This window comes from Ideonella azotifigens (assembly GCF_006519715.1).
In the GTDB taxonomy this organism is placed as follows: Bacteria; Pseudomonadota; Gammaproteobacteria; order Burkholderiales; family Burkholderiaceae_C; genus Ideonella; species Ideonella azotifigens.
Genome location: NZ_VIDT01000410.1, coordinates 1 through 5,117, shown reverse-complemented (window position 1 = coordinate 5,117; position 5,117 = coordinate 1). Strand labels below are relative to the sequence as shown.

The window sequence follows — 5,117 nt, the reverse complement described above, 5'->3', positions numbered from 1 at the left end:
GGGCGGCCTCGCGTTCGGCCTGGGCCTTGTCGCGGATCAGCGTCAGCAGCGGGTCTGGCGCTTCGGTCGGGTAGAGGTCGAAAACCAGTCGGTGCTGGTAGGCGGCGACCGGCATCAGCGTGAATTGCTGTGGCTTGACGGTTTGCTTCAGGTCCAGCACCAGGCGCACCACACGCGGCTGGTTCTGGCCCACGCGCACGCCGCCAATGAACGGGTCGTCCGACTTGACCTTGCCAACCAGCTCACGCAAGGCAGGGCTCATCTCCAGCCCGTCGATGTCGACCACCAGGCGCTGCGGGTCGTCGGTCAGGAAGTGGCGGGCCACCAGCGGCTGGTCCGACTCGATGGTCACGCGCGTGTATTCCTGCGCCGGCCAGACTCGCACCGAGACAATGCTGGCGCCCCAGGCGAGCTGGGCCGGGCCCAGCACCAAGGCCACGCGGCCCAGCGATTTCAAGGCGTCACGACGTTTCATGCCAGCAACTCCTGTCCTCGTGCGGTGAAGGCCTGCAACTGCACCAGGCGACTCTCGTCTTCCTGTGGAGCAATCTGCAGCGCGAGGTCTGCGGCTGGGCGATAAGGACCGGCATTGCCGGCCCATTCGCACAGCTTCAAACCGGGGGCGGCAAATACCTCCCGAAAACCCGCGTCCTCCCATTCGCGCGGGTCGCTGAAACGGTAGAAATCAAAATGCGAAACTGCCAGCGCACCAAATGGGCTGGCCAGCAGATAAGGTTCGACCACCGCATAGGTCGGGCTCTTGATGCGGCCGGTGGCCCCCAGCGCGCGCAGCAGATGGCGCACCAGCGTGGTCTTGCCGGCGCCCAGGGGGCCGTCCAGCTCGATGCAGGCGTTGGCGATGGCGGGGCGGGCCGCCCAATTGGCGGCAAATTCGGCGCAGGCAGTTTCGTCAGGCCAGCGCAGCGTGCGAGTTTCTAGAATCGGCAGATGGCTCAAAATGTGGAGGGCGGTGAAGGCGTCTCGCGGCAGCAGGCGTCTGACAAATCGCCGCCAGGAAACACGGACATCACGCAGCAGTTGCGGGACTGGGCCCGCACGCTCGGATTCTCCCAGATTGGGGTGGCCGATGTCGACCTGTCATCTGCCGAGCCGGGTTTGCTGGCCTGGCTGGATGCGGGCTTTCACGGCAGCATGGCTTACATGGCTGCGCACGGGCTCAAGCGGGCTCGCCCGGCCGAACTGATACCCGGCACGGTGCGTGTCGTCACCGCGCGCATGGACTACCTGCCTGCCAACCGCGCAGGTGACTGGCAGCAGGTCGAGTGGCAAGGCCTGGCTGACCCGCAGCGGGCCATGGTGTCGCTCTATGCGCGGGGGAGGGACTATCACAAGGTCTTGCGCGCCCGGCTGCAGCAACTGGCTGACAAGCTGGCCACCGAGGTCGGCCCACTGGGCCACCGTGTGTTCACCGATTCGGCGCCGGTGCTGGAGGTGGAACTGGCCAGCCGCAGCGGCATTGGCTGGCGCGGCAAGCACACGCTGACGCTGTCGCGCGAAGCCGGTTCGATGTTCTTCCTCGGCGAGATCTATGTGGACCTGGCGCTGCCGCTGAGCGAGCCGGTCAACGCGCATTGCGGTGCCTGCGAAGCCTGTCTGCAGGTTTGCCCGACCGGGGCCATCGTCGCGCCGTACCGGCTGGACGCCAGGCGCTGCATCTCGTACCTGACGATAGAGCACGACGGCGCGATTCCCGAGGCCTTGCGGCCGTTGATCGGCAACCGCATCTATGGCTGCGACGACTGCCAGCTGGCCTGTCCGTGGAACAAATACGCGCGCCGGGCCAGCGTGCCGGACTTCGACACAAGGCCCGCGCTGGACGGGCCCGGTCTGCTGGACCTGTGGGCCTGGGACGAGCCGAGCTTCCTGCAGCGGACCGAAGGCAGCGCGATCCGCCGCATTGGCCACCAGCGCTGGCAGCGAAACCTGGCTGTGGCGATGGGCAATGCGCTGGCCTCAGGCGTGGCCGACGAGGCAGCGCTGGGTCAGGCGTTGTCAGCCTCGCTGCCCGTGGCCACGCCCTTGGTCGCTGAGCACATCCAGTGGGCGCTGGCCCAGGCCGCCGACAAGCCTTGAGGCTTCAGCGCGTGGCGTCCAGCCCGATCAGCGCCAGTGGCAGGCTCAGCATGCCCAGCAGCGTGGACAGGCTGACCAGCCCGGCCACAAAGCTGCCGCTGCCGCCCATGCGCGAGGCCAGCACATAGGCGCTGGAGGCGGTCGGCAAGGCCGCGAAGGCGACCACCACGACCTGCTGCCCGGCAGGCAGCTCGGCCACGCGCACCAGCACGATGGCGATGACGGGCAGGATCAGGTGGCGGATGCTCATCAGCGCGGCGGCGAGCCTGGGTGCGTCCCGCAAGGCGCCCAATTGCAGCCCGGCGCCCACGGCCATCAATCCCAGCGGCAGGGCGGCGCCGCCGATGCGGCTCAGAGTGATCTGCAGCAGCTCAGGCAGTTGCAGCCCCAGCAGGTTGCCGACCAGCCCGGCGACCGTGCCGATGATCAGCGGGTTCTGCAGCAGCTCGCGCAGGAAGTTCTGGCCAGCATGTCGGGCCAGCGGCCAGACCGCCGCGATGTTGCAGACCGGCACGCACAACGCGACCAGCAAGGCCGTCCAGGCGACAGACTGAACGCCGCCCAGCCGCTCTGCCAGCGCCAGCGCGACATAGGAGTTGAAGCGGAAGGCCGTCTGCGCGCCGGAAGCGTGCAGGCGCGCGTCCACGCCAGGCCAGCGGCCGAGGGCATATGAAAGCGCAATGCCGCAGCCCACCACCGCCAGACCGCAGCCGGCCAGCGTCATCAGCGCACCGGCCTGCAGTGGCTGGCGCACGATGGCGACAAACAGCAGCACCGGGAACAGCAGGTAATAAACCAGCTTCTCGACACCGTCCCACACCGAGCGGTTCAGTGCCGTGCGGCGGCACAGCACAAAGCCGAGCAGGATCAGCAGGAAGTCGGGCAGCAGCAACAGCACATGGGACATGGCTGCAGTGTGCCTGCGAGAGCAGGGATGGCCCTTACGCAATGGCCGCAGTCCAGGCAAACCAAGGCCTCGGCATACTTCTCGGCGTGCGCTGAACCGACGGTCGGCTGGGCTATCCTGCCGCCATTGCCCTGTTCACTCTGGAGACTGCATTGCGACACTCGAACCGCCTGCGCTGGACCCTGTCCGCAGCCTTGATGGCCGCTGCTTGCGCCACTTCCGCCTTTGCGCAGAGCAACTACCCGACCAAGCCAGTCAAGCTGGTCGTGCCTTTTGCGCCTGGTGGCACCACCGACATCATCGCCCGCGTGGTGTCCGAGAAGATGAACCTGGCACTGGGCCAGACCATGATCGTCGAGAACAAGGCCGGCGGCGGCGGCGTGGTGGGCGCGCTGGACACGGCGCGTGCGGCGCCGGATGGCTATTCGCTGGGTGTGGCGACGGTGTCGACCACAGCGGCCAATCCGGCCATCAACCCGAAGATCGCCTACAACCCGCTGACCGACTTCACGCCCATCATCAACATCGCTGCCACGCCGAACGTGATCGCGGTGCATCCGTCCTTCCCGGCGCGGGACTACAAGACCTTCCTCGAAGTCCTGAAGAAAAATCCCGGCAAGTACAGCTTTTCCAGCTCCGGCACCGGCGGCATCGGCCACCTGCAGATGGAGTTGTACAAGAGCCTGACTGGCGTTTTTGTGACCCACATTCCTTACCGCGGCGCAGGCCCTGCGTTGAACGACACGGTGGCGGGTCAAGTGCCGATGATCTTCGACAACCTGCCGTCCGCGCTGCCCTTCATCAAGGAAGGTCGCCTGATCGCCATCGTTGTCGCTGCACCGCAGCGCTTGGCTGTTTTGCCCGACGTGCCGACGTTCAAGGAAGTGGGCCTGGAGCCGGTGAACCGCATGGCCTACTACGGCATCTACGGTCCCAAGGGCCTGCCCAAGGACGTGGTCGACAAGGTGGCTGCTGCGGTCAAGAAAACGGCCGAACTGCCTGAGGTCAAGAAGCGAATCGAAGACACCGGTTCGCTGCTGGTGCTCAACACCCCCGAGCAGTTCGCCGCGCAGATCAAGGCCGAGTTCGACGTCTACAAGCAGGTGGTCGCCAAGCAGAAGCTGACGCTGGAGTGACGCGGCCGGAGAGGCCTGATGGGCCTGTGCTGCATCTGCCGCCTTGCGCGGTGGATGCAGGCCTGATCGATCTGTTCAACGACGCGTTGTGGCTGGAGGATGGGCTGAGCGCCAACACCCTGGCCGCCTACCGCCGTGACTTGCAGGGGCTGGCCAGTTGGCTGGCCGAGCAGGGCGGCGTGGACCTCACCCAGGTCACCCAGGTCCATCTGCAAGCCTACGCAACGGCCCGGCATGCCGGCAGCCGCAGCAGCAGCGCCAACCGCCGCTTGGCGGTTTTTCGGCGCTTCTATCGCTGGGCCTTGCGTGAGCACCACGTCAAGGTGGATCCGACCCTGCAGTTGCTGGCCGCCCGCCAGCCGATGCGCCTGCCCAAGACCTTGAGCGAGGCACAGGTCGAAGCGCTGCTGCGAGCGCCGGACGTGATGACGCCACTGGGCTTGCGCGACCGCTGCATGCTGGAGCTGATGTACGCCAGCGGTCTGCGGGTCAGCGAACTGGTCGGTCTGCCGTCCATCAACCTCAGCCTGAACGATGGTGTGCTGCGTGTCAGCGGCAAGGGACAGAAGGAGCGTCTGGTTCCCTTCGGCGAAGAGGCCGAGCGCTGGCTGCGGCTTTATCTGGCAGATGGCCGCCCGCAGATTCTGCAAGGCCAGGCAAGCGACGCCTTGTTCGTCACGGCGCGCGGTGGGCCGATGACACGCCAGATGTTCTGGACGCTGGTGAAGCGGCATGCGGCGCAGGCCGACATCCGCGTGCCGTTGTCACCGCATACCTTGCGCCACGCCTTCGCGACCCATCTGCTGAACCACGGCGCAGACCTGCGGGTGGTGCAGATGCTGCTCGGCCACGCAGACATCTCGACCACGACGATCTACACGCATGTGGCGCGAGAGCGCTTGAAGTCATTGCATGCGCAGCACCATCCGCGAGGGTGACGGCGGCGATGTTGCGGTGTCGCGCCGTTGCGATCACCCATG

6 protein-coding genes are annotated in these 5,117 nt (G+C 66.5%); 3 read left to right on the top strand and 3 right to left on the bottom strand.

Annotation, left to right across the window (positions count from 1 at the left end):
- Together FKP22_RS20640 and tsaE are read right to left on the bottom strand one after the other, a co-directional pair.
- On the bottom strand, positions 1–475 hold a 475-nt coding region (locus FKP22_RS20640), incomplete at its 3' end, for an AMIN domain-containing protein (protein WP_141289571.1).
- The gene (tsaE, locus tag FKP22_RS20635; RefSeq protein WP_375140603.1) at positions 472–957 is read right to left on the bottom strand and encodes a tRNA (adenosine(37)-N6)-threonylcarbamoyltransferase complex ATPase subunit type 1 TsaE; all 486 of its coding nucleotides are present in this window, start codon (positions 955–957) and stop codon (positions 472–474) included. The genes tsaE and FKP22_RS20640, both read right to left, overlap by 4 nt.
- An 81-nt stretch (positions 958–1,038) precedes the next feature.
- On the opposite strand from tsaE, the gene queG reads away from it, so the two are divergent.
- Positions 1,039–2,094, top strand: coding sequence for a tRNA epoxyqueuosine(34) reductase QueG (queG, locus tag FKP22_RS20630; RefSeq protein WP_141289574.1), 1,056 nt, complete (start codon positions 1,039–1,041; stop codon positions 2,092–2,094).
- Between the two features lie 4 nt (positions 2,095–2,098).
- On the opposite strand, the gene FKP22_RS20625 is transcribed toward queG, so the two are convergent.
- Positions 2,099–3,001, bottom strand: coding sequence for an AEC family transporter (locus FKP22_RS20625; protein ID WP_141289570.1), 903 nt, complete (start codon positions 2,999–3,001; stop codon positions 2,099–2,101).
- 197 nt (positions 3,002–3,198) lie between these two features.
- On the opposite strand from FKP22_RS20625, the gene FKP22_RS20620 reads away from it, so the two are divergent.
- Positions 3,199–4,137, top strand: a complete 939-nt coding sequence (locus FKP22_RS20620; protein WP_141289573.1) for a tripartite tricarboxylate transporter substrate binding protein BugE — start codon at positions 3,199–3,201, stop codon at positions 4,135–4,137.
- A gap of 26 nt (positions 4,138–4,163) precedes the next feature.
- On the top strand, positions 4,164–5,075 hold the full coding sequence (gene xerD, locus FKP22_RS20615; protein ID WP_231013139.1) for a site-specific tyrosine recombinase XerD: 912 nt from the start codon (positions 4,164–4,166) through the stop codon (positions 5,073–5,075).
- Positions 5,076–5,117: the final 42 nt, after the last annotated feature.

What these genes read in the sequence shown, in the direction of transcription:
- FKP22_RS20620 (WP_141289573.1), top strand. Translation starts at nt 3,199, where the DNA reads ATGGCCGCTGCTTGCGCCACTTCCGCCTTTGCGCAGAGCAACTACCCG.
- FKP22_RS20625 (WP_141289570.1), bottom strand. Translation starts at nt 3,001, where the DNA reads ATGTCCCATGTGCTGTTGCTGCTGCCCGACTTCCTGCTGATCCTGCTC.